The organism is Flagellimonas abyssi (assembly GCF_019457905.1).
Taxonomy (GTDB): domain Bacteria; phylum Bacteroidota; class Bacteroidia; order Flavobacteriales; family Flavobacteriaceae; genus Flagellimonas; species Flagellimonas abyssi.
On the sequence record NZ_JAHZSV010000053.1, the window covers coordinates 12,871 to 28,569 of the forward strand.

General features: G+C 40.2%; 16 protein-coding genes. 8 read left to right on the forward strand and 8 right to left on the reverse strand.

All coding sequences use genetic code 11. The annotated features are described in order from the left end of the window. The first annotated feature begins 16 nt into the window (after positions 1 to 16). From K1F36_RS18785 to K1F36_RS18805, 5 genes are all read left to right on the forward strand, one after another. A complete protein-coding gene (locus tag K1F36_RS18785; RefSeq protein WP_220115162.1) occupies positions 17 to 277 on the forward strand; it encodes a ribbon-helix-helix domain-containing protein in 261 nt (86 codons plus the stop codon). After that, on the forward strand, positions 270 to 560 hold the full coding sequence (locus tag K1F36_RS18790; RefSeq protein ID WP_151890667.1) for a type II toxin-antitoxin system RelE/ParE family toxin: 291 nt from the start codon (positions 270 to 272) through the stop codon (positions 558 to 560). Before K1F36_RS18785 ends, K1F36_RS18790 begins: the two co-directional genes overlap by 8 nt. Positions 561 to 594: 34 nt before the next feature. Further along, positions 595 to 1,062, forward strand: a complete 468-nt coding sequence (locus K1F36_RS18795; RefSeq protein ID WP_220115163.1) for a hypothetical protein — start codon at positions 595 to 597, stop codon at positions 1,060 to 1,062. A 20-nt stretch (positions 1,063 to 1,082) separates the two neighbouring features. Further along, positions 1,083 to 1,541: a hypothetical protein gene (locus K1F36_RS18800; RefSeq protein WP_220115164.1), complete on the forward strand. Its 459-nt coding sequence runs from the start codon at positions 1,083 to 1,085 to the stop codon at positions 1,539 to 1,541. 95 nt (positions 1,542 to 1,636) lie between these two features. Then, positions 1,637 to 2,029, forward strand: a complete 393-nt coding sequence (locus K1F36_RS18805; RefSeq protein ID WP_220115165.1) for a DUF1398 domain-containing protein — start codon at positions 1,637 to 1,639, stop codon at positions 2,027 to 2,029. 51 nt (positions 2,030 to 2,080) lie between these two features. On the opposite strand, the gene K1F36_RS18810 is transcribed toward K1F36_RS18805, so the two are convergent. From K1F36_RS18810 to K1F36_RS18825, 4 genes are read right to left on the reverse strand one after another with little or no spacing between them, the layout of a single operon-like run. After that, complete coding sequence (locus tag K1F36_RS18810; RefSeq protein WP_220115166.1) at positions 2,081 to 2,788, reverse strand: galactosamine-6-phosphate isomerase; 708 nt, start codon at positions 2,786 to 2,788, stop codon at positions 2,081 to 2,083. Next, positions 2,785 to 3,339 (reverse strand): gluconate 2-dehydrogenase subunit 3 family protein, encoded by a 555-nt coding sequence (locus tag K1F36_RS18815; protein ID WP_220115167.1) that lies wholly within the window; start codon positions 3,337 to 3,339, stop codon positions 2,785 to 2,787. Before K1F36_RS18815 ends, K1F36_RS18810 begins: the two co-directional genes overlap by 4 nt. A 35-nt stretch (positions 3,340 to 3,374) precedes the next feature. Further along, entirely contained in the window at positions 3,375 to 4,457 is a 1,083-nt protein-coding gene (locus K1F36_RS18820; protein ID WP_220115168.1) for a Gfo/Idh/MocA family protein, read from the reverse strand. 12 nt (positions 4,458 to 4,469) lie between these two features. Beyond that, a complete protein-coding gene (locus tag K1F36_RS18825; RefSeq protein WP_220115169.1) occupies positions 4,470 to 6,158 on the reverse strand; it encodes a GMC oxidoreductase in 1,689 nt (562 codons plus the stop codon). 251 nt (positions 6,159 to 6,409) lie between these two features. Between K1F36_RS18825 and K1F36_RS18830 the strand changes: the two genes are divergently transcribed. The 3 genes from K1F36_RS18830 to K1F36_RS18840 all read left to right on the forward strand — a co-directional run bounded on the left by K1F36_RS18830 (position 6,410) and on the right by K1F36_RS18840 (position 8,938). After that, positions 6,410 to 7,210, forward strand: a complete 801-nt coding sequence (locus K1F36_RS18830) for a helix-turn-helix domain-containing protein (RefSeq protein ID WP_220115170.1) — start codon at positions 6,410 to 6,412, stop codon at positions 7,208 to 7,210. Positions 7,211 to 7,259: 49 nt separating this feature from the next. Continuing rightward, complete coding sequence (locus tag K1F36_RS18835; RefSeq protein ID WP_220115171.1) at positions 7,260 to 7,442, forward strand: hypothetical protein; 183 nt, start codon at positions 7,260 to 7,262, stop codon at positions 7,440 to 7,442. An 89-nt stretch (positions 7,443 to 7,531) separates the two neighbouring features. Further along, positions 7,532 to 8,938, forward strand: coding sequence for an alpha/beta hydrolase (locus tag K1F36_RS18840; RefSeq protein ID WP_220115172.1), 1,407 nt, complete (start codon positions 7,532 to 7,534; stop codon positions 8,936 to 8,938). 446 nt (positions 8,939 to 9,384) lie between these two features. Here K1F36_RS18840 and K1F36_RS18845 read toward each other — a convergent pair whose 3' ends face one another. From K1F36_RS18845 to K1F36_RS18860, 4 genes are all read right to left on the reverse strand, one after another. Continuing rightward, positions 9,385 to 10,938 carry a purple acid phosphatase family protein gene (locus K1F36_RS18845; RefSeq protein ID WP_220115173.1) on the reverse strand — a complete coding sequence of 518 codons (1,554 nt, stop codon included), beginning with the start codon at positions 10,936 to 10,938 and terminating at the stop codon, positions 9,385 to 9,387. 129 nt (positions 10,939 to 11,067) lie between these two features. Next, positions 11,068 to 13,155 carry a glycoside hydrolase domain-containing protein gene (locus tag K1F36_RS18850; protein ID WP_220115174.1) on the reverse strand — a complete coding sequence of 696 codons (2,088 nt, stop codon included), beginning with the start codon at positions 13,153 to 13,155 and terminating at the stop codon, positions 11,068 to 11,070. Positions 13,156 to 13,159: 4 nt separating this feature from the next. Then, positions 13,160 to 14,395, reverse strand: a complete 1,236-nt coding sequence (locus K1F36_RS18855) for a YdcF family protein (protein ID WP_220115175.1) — start codon at positions 14,393 to 14,395, stop codon at positions 13,160 to 13,162. 56 nt (positions 14,396 to 14,451) lie between these two features. After that, positions 14,452 to 15,699 (reverse strand): RagB/SusD family nutrient uptake outer membrane protein (locus tag K1F36_RS18860; protein ID WP_220115176.1); only part of this gene is annotated, 1,248 nt, incomplete at its 5' end.

Genomic DNA, 15,699 nt, shown 5'->3' on the forward strand with positions numbered 1-15,699 from the left:
TGTAAATACTATTATTATGGCAACAATAAGAAAATCATTAACTATAACTGCTGCCCAGGAAGAGTGGATAAAATTACAAATCAAGAATGGTGGCTTCGCAAACGATAGTGAATACATGCGACATCTAATACGATTGGATGAGGAGCGCAATAGGGAGTTTCTAATCACTAAGGCGGCCATACAGGATGGTTATGATAGTGGCGTAAATTCTAAAATCAGGTCTGTTGATGAAATTATTGAAGCTGCGATAGTTCGTAAAAAGAACAGAAATGCCTAGATATTATTTATCGTCCAAAGCGGATGACGATATCGATGATATAGTGGATTATACCTTGGAAACTTGGGGTGAATCACAGACGCATATCTATGTTACCGAATTATACCAATTTTTACAAACTCTGGCAGATAATCCCGATCTTGGCCGAAGTGCTTCAGAATTTGCGGCTCTACTTAGAAGATACAACTATAAGGCACACACAATTTTTTACGAACCAACTGAAAAGGGCATATTCGTCGTTCGCATTTTAGGACAAGTAAGAGATTTCAAAAGACATCTTTAGCAGATATTTATCTGATTAAAAAGTACAAATATACATGCAGAAAATAAGCGTAAATTTTGGCATACTATTGGAAATTGTCGAGGACTGGATAAGGAATGATTTGATTGCCAATCGTATTACTGCCAGGATTGTCAATGGGGAAGAGACGGTGGAAGCAACCATTGACGGAGCTTATTTTGTTGAAAATCATAAAACGGTTTACTTGGTCATGCGGCGGCGGGAGCAGGAAGACCTTTTTGATGATGACGGAAACCTTCTCAATGATCAAACTCCGAGCGGTATTTATGAAAATCTTCGAGAACTGGAGAAACTAGGCGTAGATTACAGTACTCCGATTGAAATAGAGATATGGTTCTCGGATGGTGAGGATGATATTCAGTACCGGTTGGAGTGCCATCAATACTATGTCAGCAATGAAAGGTTGGCCGTTATCCATTTTCTTGGTCGTGAAGAAGATGAAGATAAGGATGAATTTATAAACTTTCTGCACGAACAATATTAAGTTTAAAGTTCAAGTAAACGATGAAGAATCATCTAAAATTAAACCATACCGTCCTACTAACTGTTGTAATTTGTCTTCTAGGATGCAAATCAAAAGATGCGAAAATTGCGGAGACACTAGATGGCGGCTATGTTTTAAATAAAATTGAACATAAAGGTACTGATATTACTCCTGAGGTTATTGCGGCAATCCTTTCATTTAATGATTTCAAATTCAAACCACCCATAATTTCAAGTAAAGTTGGCAAAAGAGATAAATATGATTGGAAGCCAATAGAAGAAAAAAATGAAATTAAAATCAAGTTTAACACCGAGAATCAGATCTTCAAGGATATTTTTAAGATTTCGTTCAAGATTGATGATTCAAGCGAACAAATTCATCTGTATATGAAATCCCAAAGCACACACATAAGTGCAACAAGGGTGTTCCTATTAGATGATTTTGAAGTTGTAGAAAGGAAGTTGATACTACTAAATTAATTAAAAAGGAAAACTAAAGTTCAAAAAAACGATGAACAGGTTTACGGTTTATGTAAAAATAACTCGGATATTCATTTACAACTAAAATTTAAACAATGTTTACCATAGAGCAAATCGAAACCGCACATGAGAAGGTTAAATCTGGTGCTGATTTTCCAAAATACATTCAAGAAATCAAAGACATTGGTGTAACCGCATTTGAAACATGGGTAACTGATAGTCATACCCAATATTTTGGAAAAGATGGATTTCAAACCAAATCTGAAGCAAAATATGATATGCTGATCATTGCTGATTTTTGTGATAAGGAAGGATTTGAAAAGTATTTAAGAATTCATCAAAAGGGAGAAACGGATTATCTTACCTTTTGTCAACATTGTGCTGAAACAGGAATCGAAAAATGGAAAGTGAATCTTGGTAGAATGACCTGTATATATTACGATAAAGTTGGAAATGAGATTCTAATAGAGATTGTACCGACAGCCTAACCTGTCAACAAAGTTCAAATAAACGATTCAATCCAAACCCTTAAGGGGCCACTAGGTACTTTTTACTTGCAAACAATCAACCTTGGGGTGAAGCCATAAGAAAGTAGCAGGCAATTGGGTAGTTATGATTTTTTTCTTCAATTTGGAGCGTACTTCTTCTTTGCCCGTTCCATAAATCAAGAGGATTATTCTTTTGGCAGAGAGGATGTTTTGCATACCCAGCGTCATTCCGAACGATGGTTTTATATCCAAATCCTTAACCATACCATGCTTTTGTGATGCCTCCGAAAGTTGAGCCACATGGCAAAATGGCTGCAAGTGGTAATCAGGCTCATTAAAGCCAATATGTCCGTTCTTCCCCAATCCCAAAATACACAAATCGATTAAACCATCATTTTCAATCTTTTGTTGAATCCTATTACACTCTTTCGAAGCATTTTGTGGGTTGGTGATAAAACCAGTGTATCGATCATTGGGAATATGCAAGGGACTTAGAAGGTGTTCCTGCAAATAATACTCACAAGAACCTGGGTTTGTATCGGGTAGCCCGCCCCATTCATCCAATTTTACAATATGGAGCTTTTCGAAAAGCTCTGGCCGATTCAAATATTGCCTTGCCAAAAACTCGTAGGTTCCTGTCGGGGAGTTTCCGGTAGCTGCACAAATACGAAGGTTTTTTTTCCTTTTAAGTTCTGAGAGTACAATATGGCCCGCATGTGCGCTCATCGCTTCATAGTCTTCAAAGAATTGGTTGTTCATGATATCCAAACGCTTTCACCTGTATAGGGAATGCAGCCTTCAAATCTACCGGGAACTGGATTGTAACGAAGGGCTTGGGTCGCACCAATCTCAGAAGTAAAATAACCCCAAACGGTAAGCTCTTTGAGCATGGTGAAAAAATGGGGCTTCTCCAAAGATGTGGCTTTTTTGGCCTCCTCATCAAATTGGGTAAGTAGATTTAGTTTTTTTTCTTTCGATAAAGAGAGAAATGATTCTCGAAATACATCTATAGATCTTTCCTCGATTTTATCCAAACCACTGATAAAGATTAAGGCTTCATCTTTGCTATAACAGTCATTTACGATTGTTTTCATAAATGCTCCAATATGAGCTGCCTTTGCCCCAGGGGACTCGTCTGTGTCAGGAAGAATGGTTTCGCCTATTTCATCAAGAAAGTGAACATCGTCATTGGTTACAATTTCAGACCTTTTCTTGGGGGGCACAACACAGCCCGACAAAAAGAATTGGGCTCCTATGACACTTCCTCCCAAAATGGTGGCTGTAAGTTTTAAAGCATCTCTTCTTTCCATGTTTTAATCTGTTTGGAATAGTGGGAACATGACCACTATACTTTCTTCCATAATTTATAGGGCTTGTCCACATCCGATTTGAAAGGAAGTGGCACTTTTTTTCCAGTGCCCGCTGATTCATAGGCCGCAAGAATCACTTCCAGTACAGCCTTTCCATCTTCCCCTGTCACCAAGGGCTGTTTGTCATTTTTGACACAATCCACAAAATGTTCAAATTCCTGTGGGAAGCCATAGTTCCAGCTCTCTTCAAACATGGTATAGCTCCACCCAATGGTGTTTCCTGCCTTTTCCACAGCATAGCCCACTCCCTTGCTACTGTATGTTTGGATTGAGTTGCCTTGGAGTATATCTGCGTAGGCCACTCCTTCAGAACCATGTATTTCGGCTTTATCGTCCATGCCCCCGAGTTTGGTCCAGCTTTCTTCCATTACGGCCGTTACACCATCTTCGAATTCCAGAATAATAATGGAGTTGTCATCACCTTCGGTTTTATCGCCGTGCACACTGGTCATCATTTGGGCATATACCGATTTAATGTTTTTTTTAGGATGTAGCCATCTAAAAAATTGGATGGCATGGCAGCCCATATCCATAGTTACCCCACCTCCAGAGCGTTCAATATCCCAAAAGTGGTCGGCGTGAGGGCCATCGTGTTTTTCCGATTGTTTGAAGAGCACAGGCTCTCCAAGGGCTCCTTCGTCCAATAAAGCCTTCAAACGTACATATTTAGGGGCGAAACAAAGTTCTTCGGCATACATGAGCTTTACATTGGCTTTTTTACAGGCATCGATCATTAAATCCGCTTCCTTTAAGTTCATGCACAAAGGTTTTTCAACCACTACATGTTTGCCTGCCTTTGCTATCTTTAAAGTAATCTCACAGTGTAGATAGTTGGGTGCGCCAATGACCACCATATCAATTTGCGGCATTGCCAACATTTTGTCCAGATCCGTAAAATGATTGGGAATGTTGAACTTTTCTGCAAAGTTTTCGGCATGCCCTTTTGTAGGAGACATTACCGCTAAAATCTCCGCATCCGATACCCTGCTCAATGCATCGGCATGTATACTTGATATGAATTGAGAACCGACGAGTCCGACTCCGACTTTTTTGTCCATAATCTTAATTTATTATAACAATCCTTTTTTAAACTGGGCCGCAGCATATGTGGCTGCCCGTGCTGTAAGTGCCATATACAGAATGGATGGACTTTGATTGCCCGTACTGGTCATACAGGCGCCATCGGTCACAAATACATTTTTGCATTCATGCATTTGGTTGTATTTGTTCAGAAGGGAAGTCTCAGGGTCTTTCCCCATTCTTACACCACCCATTTCGTGGATATCCAATCCAGGTGCTTGGTTGTTGTCCTGTGTGTCTATATCCGTACAGCCCATTTTTTCGAGCATGCGACGACTTTCCACAAGAAAATCTTTAATCATTTTTTCGTCATTTTCATCATAACCAACATCTGTGACAAGTAAGGGAATGCCCCAATCATCTGTCTTATCCTGGCTCAAATAAACCCTGTTCGATGCTTTTGGGATAGTTTCTCCCTGCATGTACATATAGATTTGCCAATTCCCGGGTTTACTTAGTTTGTGTTTAAAGTCTGCCCCAAGGTGTGGTTTCTCGTCAGGGATTTCTTCGGCTCTGTTTCGATAGGCTCCGGTAAAAATAGTATATCCGCCAAGAAAATCGGTATCCTGTTCCTTTAAATTCCGGTAATTGGCTATAATACATTCCGATGGCCTTGAACCATAATAATATTTGTCCTCATATCCACTGATTTTGGCACCTGCTCGGGCCCTGTATATATGAAAACCGATATACCTTCCCAATAAGTCATAATCGTTGCCCAGACCATTGGGAAAACGATCGGATTTTGAATTGAGTAAAATCAAATTGGAATTGAGTGCCGATGCATTCACAAAAATAATTCTGGCGCTGAAGATGAACTCCTCTTTTGTATTGGAATCAATGACCTTGACACCGGAAGCTTTTCCCGAATCCTCATCGTAAACAATTGAATGCACTACCGAAAACGGTCTAATCGTTAGGTTACCTGTTTTCTCGGCCCAAGGCAATGTGGAGGTGTTAGAACTGAAGTACCCTCCGAATGGACATCCTCTCATACACTTATTGCGACAAAGGCACTTGCCCCTACCTTGGTCCAAATGGGTTTGCTCTGGTTCGCTGAGGTGCGCCCATCTTCCCTGAGCCAAATATCTTCCAGAGAAATGTTCTTCGAGCGTGCTTTTCATGTGTTCCTCCACGCAGTTCAATTCGAAAGGGGGCAAAAACTCCCCATCGGGCATAGCCTCAATACCATCCTTATTACCACATACGCCAATGAATTTCTCCACATGGGAGTACCATGGGGCAATATCATTATAATCAATGGGCCAACCTATCCCATAATTGTACTTTTCAGGTGCTTTGAACTCGTAATCGCTCCAACGTTGACAGGCCCTTCCCCAAATCAGGGATTTACCACCTACTTGATATCCTCGTATCCAATCGAAAGGTTTATCCTGTACATAGGGATGATCAGTATCCTTTATAAAAAAATGGGCCGTATCCTCCCCAAATCCGGATGCCCTGGTAATCAGTGGGTTTTCTTCATAGAACTTTTTGGTCATTCGGCCCCGGTGTTCAAAATCCCACGGATCCATGGTCATGGTGGGATAATCTTTGATGTGCTCTACATCCCTTCCCCTTTCCAGTACGAGCGTTTTTAAGCCTTGTTCACAAAGTTCTTTGGCAGCCCAGCCTCCAGATATTCCCGATCCTATAACGATGGCATCAAAATGTTCCATAAAAATTCATAATTAAGAAATGTTCCATTTGATTGTTAATAAACCAGATGTGCCTAACTAATAAATACGTTCAAAAAACAACCTCGATTTTCCGGTTTACTGTGTGTCCGAGTTTCTTATCAGTAGTGATAAACTCATTCCCAAGAACAAATTGTAATTGCCTTGATTAAAGTTTAATTTCAAATATGGTCAATTCTTATATGTGTCTTTTTGTAAATTACTCCATATTTTTTGTAAAATCATGAAAGAATATGATAAATGGAGCACAGATAGATGATTTTAAACGCTTTTATTTTGAACTTGACGATAACAAGCCCATCCAAATCTTATTGAACAGGCATGAAAACAGAGAAGAAGGTTGGTTTGACATGCATTATGAATTCGAACTGGGAGTAGTATTGAAAGGTAAAATGAAACGCTCGTACCTAGGATACGATATAGAAATAGGGCCAGGGGAGGTTTGGTTTTGCAATATGTGGGAACCACATGGTTTTGAAATACTGGAGGCACCCTGTGAGGTGGCTGTATTTGTTATCGACCCAAGATATTTGGCAACCACACTTTTCTTAGATAGGGATATGACTTCAACATTTATGGTTCCACCAATGGATAGACCTAGGACAGCAGTAAATTTGAAGGGCGAAATAAAGAATCTGGCAAAAAAAGTCCAACAAAGGTTTTCCAAAAAATATGATGCGGACTGGGCTAAAATATATTTATTTGAATTGTTGCTTTTCCTTATGGAAGAATGGAAAGTTCCCTTACAAGAATCAAATCATGGGCATAGAACCTCCATTCAAGGAGCCTTACGCTTGATTTTTGAAGAAAAAAGGCTCATAACCACTAAAGAGGCAGCTTTGGCGTGCCACATGTCCGTAACTAAATTCACGGCCTTGTTCAAAGATCTAATGGGTTCAACCTTTTCTGATTTTGCATTACAATATCGAGTGAAGGGAGCCTCTTTTCAGCTAAAAAATTCTAATCTGACCCAAGAGACCGTAGCACTTAACTGGGGATTTTCCGATGCAAGCCACCTTCACAAATATTTGTAAAACACATAAAATCCAAAATGGGGTAAGGCTACAACCCGAATTGAACATTTTGATTGATAAAATTGTGGCGGAAAAATGGCACACCGGAGACAAAATTTCGGAACATATTGAGGAAATAAAATTTGAGGAATTTGATAACTCAACTAAAGATAAAATTCTGACCGAATTGTTTAATATCCAAATTAGAATGGTTGATGGCGGAGAGGAAACGGACTCTTATTGGCATCTTTAAAGTTTAAATAAACGACGGGCAACCATTCATTGTAAATTTGCGTCTCTACTTATAGAGGCTGAAATTTTACTCTATAAAACCATTACATTTTGAAGAAAATCATCCAATCAGCTGTTCATTTTCTATGCTTCTTTGCATTTTGGACCGCTCAATCCCAATCTTGTCCTAATTCCGATAATGTCCCTGAACTTGATGGCTCCGTTTGCATTACTACCAAAGCCCCCCTGAATTATCAAGAAGGTGATGAAAATACTATAAACTTGTTCGTTAGAAAGTTTCCTGCAAAAAAAGATAGAAAGGGATCTATCTGGTTAATACCTGGAGGACCTGGTGAATCCGGTGCAAGTCTATATCCTCTGATCAATCAGTTCTCTAACCTATTTCCTAATCTGGATATTTTTGTTCCTGATCATAGGGGCACTGGATATTCCAGTAAAATATGTCCCAAAGAAGAAATAGTTGATTCTCCAGATGGGATGGCTCTGGCCAATGATGAATGGGGTCCCTGCTTTAACTACATGTACAGTAATTTGGAGTACGTAAAGGCATTTACTATTACCAATGCCGCTAGGGACCTTAGCTTCTTGATCAATGAATTTAGTGGAACGGAAGAGCGCTACATCTACGGTGTTTCCTATGGAACACAATTGGTATTACGTTTGTTACAATTAGGGACAGTAGATCTGGATGCCGTCATCTTGGATTCTCTGGTTCCCCTTCAAGACGATGATGAATTTGATCTAAGCCACAGATCATTGGTCACGGATGATGTTGGAAAATCTTTCCTTGAACAAGTTGATCATAGGGCACCTAACGACATAACCTTGGAAGAGCAATTGAACAGCATCATAGAGCGCACTAAAACGGATACTGAGTTTGCTGCTAATTTACCAAAACAGGATCTGGCCATCCTTTTTGGTATGATGTTGGACATACCATATGTACGGAATTCAATACCAGAAATCATAAAGGGGCTTAATAGCAACGACTATGAACCACTCCAAAAGGCCATCACACAGATCACAGCGTTTTATAATGACTATGGCGCGGCGTATCAATCCTCAACCAATTCCATTCCATTAACCCAGGTCATTACTGCTTCTGAAAATAATCTGAGACCTGAAATGACAAAAACCGAAGTTATTGATGAGTCAAAAGATTTATTGTTTAAAAGTCCACTCCCCAGTTTAATTGCTGAAAATTCGATGCCAACCTACTCTAGGGATGAACACTTTGGGAAAACACCACAACACATACCCCCAACTTTGATTATCAATGGTACGCTCGATTCCAAAACACATATTAAGGGAGCCGTGCGACATTACAAGCGTCTTGCCCAAAACAGCAGTTCAATATCCTTTATCAGAGTTAAGAACGCTCCGCATTTTATTGCACTTTTTGCACCAAGTGCATTTGAAAAAGTTGTAAGCAGGTTTATGAATACTAAGGCAATAGGAAACCAAACCGTTTCCGATGATAGCTTAGAAATAAATTAATTAATGATACCGCCCAATATTTTTGTTAGTTCAAAAATATGGAGCAATTTTATTGCTTAGGAACTATGTTCGCTTCTAATTCCTTTTATTGTTTTAACGTTTTTATCTAATTAAGCCTCCAGAGCAATAGTTTGGAAAAACGATTTATTTTAAGTCTTTTAGCTCCAAAAAGAATCTTGTGACTATTATTTGGCCACCAAGAAAAATAGTAGTTCGCTAAAGGAATTACTCGAGTGAATTTGGAATAGGCACTCCAAGTGCAAACAAGACTCTTCTTTATTCGAGAGAATGAGACTTTACTTGATGATTTGGATTCGATAGTACTTATTGTGAATCTAGGAACAGGAAAGGTCCAAGAGGATAAAAAAACCCCTGAACCTCTGTTCACCTTACTTTCAAAACATATCAATGTTCTATCAATCGCTTTGATTGGTGAAAAAATTGGATTAATCCAAAAATTTTCCATTCACATCCAAAGAAATTTCCTCCCTGTCTTCTCCTCTTTCCAATCGAACCTTATATCCTATAAAATTGGTATCGTTTACAAAATGTACTCCGGTTATTTCAAATCCAGGGTATTTTGACAATAATGACTCTTCTGCTCCTTCAGGCAGTGGATCTTGATAAGGAATGGTATTGGAAAATCTACGCTCCACAATGGCTTCAGTATCCCTTTCGACAAATTCATTGGGAAGATCTGCCCTTTTAATTAAGTCAAACGCATCATAAAGCGCTCCAACGGCCGTGTAGGATTCAAAGGACAATTTATTATCCTCGATGGTGATTACTTGGAACAACTGTGTGTTTTCAGCCGCCCTATCTCTTTCGGCATCATAACCTTCCCATGCGTTTTTTCGTAAGCCATACATTTTTCCACCACTTACCGAAACTACATATACAGTTCCAGTTTTATCTCTCATATTGACCCCATCCAATACATTTTCTTTGGGAGATACCCTGCCACGGGCATAACTATGATCATGTCCCTGCAGTACTAGGTCAACCCCATATTGATCAAAAATAGGCTTCATTAACTCCCTCCATTCTTTATTGTCCCTACCCTCGGAAGCGGAAAACAAAGGATGGTGAAATGTTACGATGACCCAATCACTATCCGTTTTCGATAGTATATGATCTACCCACTCGGCTTGTTTCTCATGGTCAACATTACTGTTCAATCCAATAATCCGCATATTCCCATAGTCCATGTAATAAGCGGTTTCTTCCAATCCCTCAGGTCCATTTTCCGGTAAGGTAAATTGATGTTTCCATTGTACGGACAAACTTCTTTCAGAAGCTTCAGGGCTCAAATTTCGATACTCATGGTTTCCCGGAATCGGAAAAGCACCAATGGAACTATGAATCCAACCACCAGCGTCAAACCATTCTTGCCATTGTTGTTCGTTGTGGGCGTTGTTTACCAAATCACCTGCATGCACAATAAATTTTGCATCAGGGGCTTTTTTATAGCTCTCCCTGATCAGACGTGACCATAATTCCAATATAAAATTTTGGGTGTCCCCTACGTATAAAAATGAGAACTTGTCCTTACTTTCTTTTGGTGCGGTTTTAAATTGAATCCACTCGCTCCATCGTTTGCCATCCCCTACCCGATATGCATAAGTTGTATCACTCTTTAAATCTGTAAACCACACTGAATGGTAATTCGCCAGTATTTCAGCCTCATTGATCTCTATAGCATCAAAAGTTGTGGTCACTGCTTTTATGGTCTTTGCATTACGCCAAAATTTAGGGGCTGCGGTTGCAATGGCTATTTCTGCGTAGGCAGTATCTATTTCAGAAGTTGTTCGCCACGTAACACTGGCGGTTGTTGATGGATCCTCCCCATAGGAAAGTACAATTCTATCCGGGTGATTTGTGGGTTTGCGCCATTCCACATCAAATTCCGGAGCTTTATAGGTACGGGGTTCCTGCCCTACAGTCTTACCCACTACCAATAACCCGAAAAAAAACATTCCAATTTTAAGTTTCGCTGACATCTTTAAGTTTTTTAAAAATCTATTTTAAATTAAAACAAGGTGCAGCCATATTTGGGCTGCACCTTACTCACAATCAAAAAAATAAACAAACTGAATTGAACTGTTTATCTTTTATATGTTAAGTTATGGTCAATCTTTTTCTATGCTAACTTTGGTCAAAAATTGATTTTCAGTTCCCCAATTCAGATTTGGAACACTATCAGTTTCCACAATCAATTCCCCACCATTCATTATCTCCTGGTGGGTCAACCAATTTCGCAGTAAGGGTTTTCCATTCAACTGAACAGATTTGATATAAAAATGATCCTTGTGGTAATTAGAAACCTGAATTTTGAATGATTTTTGTGAAGACCAGTTCAATTCCACCTCCTTAAAAATGGGAGCTGTTACATAGTATACAGGTTCCCCAACATTCACCGCAGAGAATCCCATGGCCCTTAGCACAAACCAAGACGACATGGTGCCCATATCATCATCCATGGTTTTTAAATACGCCCGAGGGCTATTGTTATAAATGCGACCTATATAGGGGTCGATACCTTTGCTGTTATTATTGAAATACGCTTGAACCACAGTATCCAGCATAAGTTCTCGATAGAGTTTTTGGGATTTCCAAGGTTCTTTGGTGGCGTTGTAAAGTCCAGGTACCTGAAGATCGGGCTGGTTGGCGTGATTATAGTTGTTCTCTTCAAAAAATTGGTCCAATTGTTCCCTGAAAGCACTCTCGCCACCGGCCAAACTCTGGAGTCCCTCAATATCAAAAGGTACAAACCAACGGTATTGCCAAAGCGTACCTTGATACAATCCTCTGGCACCCATGCGGTCCACATCGGGCCAAGCCATATCGGAAAAGTCCTTTTCCCAATAAGTTTTGTAGTCCAAAGCCTTATTTAGGTACTCGTTGGCCAGCATGGTATCCCCTATTGACAACATCAATTTGGAACTTGCCCATAGATCATAGGAAGATTCCAAAGCTTTGTCGGGCGAACCAAAATCCAACTTTTCGATTTCCTTGATCAAAGAGTCCTTTATTTTTATCAAAGGAAGCTCGTGCCCCTTCTCCAAAGCATCCAAAAGCACCACTTGTGCATGTTCCGTGCGAACTGAATTGGAGGGCTCAAATTGGGTGGACCAATCATTTTTACCATAGAGATATAAATTGGCAATTGATCTTGCGATGTCGCCATATTTTTGGGGATACAGCAGCGACAATAAAGGCATTTGTTCCCTGTAATTGTCCCAAATAGCCCATCCATGGTAGACAGAATCCTTGGATTTTTGAATTGTTCCATCAATCGCCTTATAACTTCCATCCGGTTCCGAGACTACATAAGGAGATTGAAGGCCTCGATACAACAACGAATAAAAAAGTGCTACCCTATCTGCTTCTCCTTCCACTTTTGCATGCCCCAAAAGGGCATTCCAAGCCAATGTGCTCTTTTCAATGGTTTTGGACAAACTACCCCCATTGACCACCCTAGTTTTGGCGAACTCCTCATTTACAGAAGAGAAACCGATTTTCAACCCTATTGTTGGATTGCCTGTGCCATAAATTACATAGCTGTCCTTTTGTGATTTTGAAATAGTGGAAACATGGTCAAACTCCATATAAAAATAGAGTCTGTACCTACCCCTATCACAAACTGTTTTGGTATCTACCCAACCTTTTATCGTATTCCCAACAGCAGTGTGTTGTGCTTCTTCGAACCGATTTAAAAAGGCATAGGCCAAATCTACTTTCAACATTTTTCCCGATTCCGGAAAATGATATTGATGCACCCCATAATTATGGTCGGTAGCCATTTCGGCACTTATTCCATTTTCAAAGGTGGCTTTGTAATAACCGGGTTTGGCGGACTCATGCTTCTTCAGCAATTTTTCATCCACTTCTTCATTTCCAATAGGCTTTACCAAAATGTTACCTCCCCCGCCTCTACAACCAACACCTTCAATATGGGTATGGACAAAACCTAAAAATTCCTTTGCATAGTAATCATAGCCTGTATGTGTGCCAGGATGGGTCACGGGGCCAATGGATATCATATTAAATGGAGAAGCCGCTGCCGGGGACATTTGCCCATGATCTCCGGAGGTGCCCAGAAAACCGTTCACTTGTTCACTTGGGGATTTGACTAAGTCAACCTCATTTTTAGCCTTCCTTTGTTGACAAGCGAAAAACAGCAGCACCATTGGAATACACAAACCATACTTTTTCATACCATTATGGGTCTAAGGGTTGGTTTGGATTTTGGTGGAATGAAACTTTGTTTCCTGTAAATTCAAGGGTAGTTGGGGATAGTCTCTCATGGAAATTTACAGGTTGATAGCCCAATTCTTCCTGACAACGTCTTTTAAACGTTTCACTCCCTGTGTAATCACTATGTGAAGGATTCGTCACCACCAAGCTCTTTTGTTCCAATGGAATCCCGTATTCCACCATTAATCGGGTTGCATTTCGCATATTGGTCGTAGTGTGTCTTGCATAAGGTTCGATGATGATGTACTCTTCGGGAACTCCATATTCCTCCATAAGTGCTTGTTTCATTTCCACGGCCTCACAGTAAGGCGTCATATACGGATGTACATGACCTCCTGAAACAATTATAAAAGGTGCTTTTTTGGCTCGGTATTCTTTCATGGCCAATTGAAGGTTCACCTTTCCCGCAATGGAAAGTTTATCCCGATAATTTTCGGGACCGCCTCCCAAAACCACAATGGATGCATAGGGGTAAGACTTAAAATCTGTGTTTTTTATGGTTTGAACAGCTTTGGCATTCTCTTTTTTGTCCAATGGATCATAACGAACAGCTTCGTCCTTATGGTTGGCATACAACAAGTTTAAGGCAAGATATAAGCTTGGTTGAAAGAACAATTGTTCCTCTTGGGCATCATCAATGGCCAGTGTCTTTAATGTAGCAACCGCATAGAGGTATCTTTTCGATTTGGCATCAAAAGAAACCGAATCAATATTTTTATAAAATGGCATTTTACCTGCCCCGTAAACTTCCAACACCGTATCCAATCCTTTGGCACATTGTTCCCATATGTCATAGAGATATTCATCATCAGAAGCCCGTTCAAAATTTGCATATTGGTTGGAATCCCTTAGCTTTTTGATAAGGCCCTTAAAGTCAGCATTGCCCTTGGACAAATCCACCAATCGGTTTCCAATGGTTTGGATATCACTTTCCGACCATAAAAATGGAGTTATGATTTCCTTACCATTTTGGGGCAAGGTTTCCATGGGAATTGTCATTTTATCCCAGTAGGATTTCAATTGCTTATCCGTTTTTAGAAGATTCATGATCCCCGCATTGCTTTCCAATACCGAAAACAAATAGAAATTTTTTGCTTGTAGCCCCTCTTGGGTTATGTTGGGATGATCTTGAGTTATAGTTTGAGCTCGAGAAATAAAAGCACAACCCATAACCCATGAAAAAAGAAGTAGTTTTTTCATGCTGTTGATTTTAAAAAGGGCGGCTATTGAAGCCGCCCTTATGATTAAAATTTTAGTTAGTATCCGTTGTTCTGGGTTACCAGACCCTCGTCAACACTGTCAATATATTCTTGTGGAATTGGCCAGTACTCATTTTTACCTAGGGTAAAGACTGCATTGGTCAAGTGGGTTCTTCTGGTTCTTTCCACCTCTAAATAATCATCAATCACCTCTTTGGCGATGCCCCAACGCACCAAATTGAAGAAACGGTGTCCTTCCATGGCAAGTTCCAAGCGTGACTCCATACGGACTTTCTCCATTGCATCAGTGGCATCGGTCCAAGCCGTATCGTAAGTTCCGATGTTGTAGTTGGCAGCATCACTTGACCCATCCAATGTTTGTACATATTGGGAATTGGCTGCACGCTCACGAATTTGGTTCACTAAAGACCTAGCTTCCTCCAAATTACCCAATTCAACGGCGGCTTCCGCTCTCCACAACAATACCTCAGCATAACGGATGATGTAATAGTTCAACGCATCGACATACGGCCAAACAGTTACGTGGTAAGGGGAATTTGCTGAGAGGATTCGCTTTTTAGGTCCAAAAGGACCATAGGTCGCCAAATCCCTTGCCCAGCTGGCCTCATAAATAACGTTTAGGTCTTTGTAAGGAATACCTGGTCTACCAATGGTAATATCCAAACGGGGATCTACAAAATCAGTTTCGGTCACATCAACATTGTCGTTAACCGGAAGCCCAGAGGCATCTGTTTTAAAAGCATTTACCAAGTTCTGTGATGGACGGTGGAAACCATATTGAGAGTAATAAGGCCCTCCGGGAGCGGTCAAACGGTCACCAATACTACCGTTGTAGTTACTTCCTTGCCCATCATTCACCGAATATTGCACGGCAAAAAGCACTTCTGAACCATTGTCATTTTCTGGTAAGAAAACCGATTGGAAATCATCCATCAATTCGTAGCTACCCCCCATTACAACAGTTGTAGCATCGAAAGCGGCTTGCCATTTTTCTTGAAAAAGATACGTCTTGGCCAAATATGCCATTGCCGCAAGATTGGTAGGTCTACCTATCTCTTCTTGACTGCTTGGCAAAGCATCGTAAGCGGCTTGAAAATCAGCCTCTATTTTGGCCCAAATCTCTGCAGAAGTAAATTCGGTATTGGAACGCGCATAATCAGAAACAGTTTCCGCAGTTTCATCAATATATGGAATTTGATCATAGATTTTTTTAAGCTCAAAATAATAGTGACCTCGTATGAATCTGGATAAGCCGGGTAAACTGACCCACCTTCGCCGGATGAA